Origin of the sequence: Lysinibacillus xylanilyticus, assembly GCF_001708185.1 — a bacterium.
Classification (GTDB): Bacteria; Bacillota; Bacilli; order Bacillales_A; family Planococcaceae; genus Lysinibacillus; species Lysinibacillus xylanilyticus_A.
Genome location: NZ_MDDN01000047.1, coordinates 1 through 883, shown reverse-complemented (window position 1 = coordinate 883; position 883 = coordinate 1). Strand labels below are relative to the sequence as shown.

Genomic DNA, 883 nt, shown 5'->3' with positions numbered 1-883 from the left:
CGTGTCCGACCATGAGTCAAAAAAAGTACAATAAAGAATTCAAACAAACAGTAGTCGAGCTTTATCGCTCGGGTACACCGGTCAATCAATTAGCTAGCGAATATGGTGTGTCAGAAGTCACAATTTATAAATGGATTAAACTCCATTCACCAATTGAAGGAACTGGGGAGTTAACTGCAGCTGAAATAGCCGCCATCCAGAAAGAAAATCTTCGTTTAAAACAAGAGGTAGATATCCTAAAAAAGGCTATGACCATATTCGCGAAAAAATAGATGACCAAGAGCTAATCGACCACATTACGAAAGAAAGCGAACATCAACCCGTTCAATTGATGTGTCGCATTTTAAAGATGCCTAAAAGTACGTATTATCAATCATTTCATAAAAAGCCGAACAGCTATCATGCTGCCAATGAAAAGCTACTCGCACGCATTCGCGTCATTCATAAGGAAAGTGACGGTCGTTATGGTGCACCGAAAATATTTCAAATCCTTAAACAAGAGGGCTATACAGGTAGTATTGATCGCGTTCAACGCGTTATGAGAAATGCAGGCATTCGTTCAAACATCACAAAAAAGTACCGTCCGACGCCAACACAGAAACCCGTGGAAGAGCGTGAAAACGTGTTGCGACAAGACTTTACAATCGAAACTATCAATGAAAAATGGTTGGCAGATATTACGTATATCCACACAGTACAAGATGGTTGGTGTTATTTGGCGTCGGTATTAGATTGTCACACCAAGAAAATTATTGGGTATAAATTTGGTCGTAAAATGACGGTTGACCTAGTTTTAGAAGCCCTTGATAACGCAGTAGCAGCGCAAAATCCAGCACCAGGACTAATTGTACACACTGATTTAGGCTCTCAATATACAAGTGAA

At 40.0% G+C, this 883-nt stretch carries 2 protein-coding genes; both read left to right on the top strand.

What is annotated here, in order from left to right; translation table 11 throughout:
- Window positions 1–272, top strand: a 272-nt coding sequence (locus BFJ97_RS23320; RefSeq protein WP_139114512.1) for a transposase, incomplete at its 5' end; no start/stop codon positions are given.
- Window positions 257–883: IS3 family transposase (locus BFJ97_RS23315; protein ID WP_175401857.1), on the top strand; the 627-nt coding region annotated here is incomplete at its 3' end. The genes BFJ97_RS23320 and BFJ97_RS23315, both read left to right, overlap by 16 nt.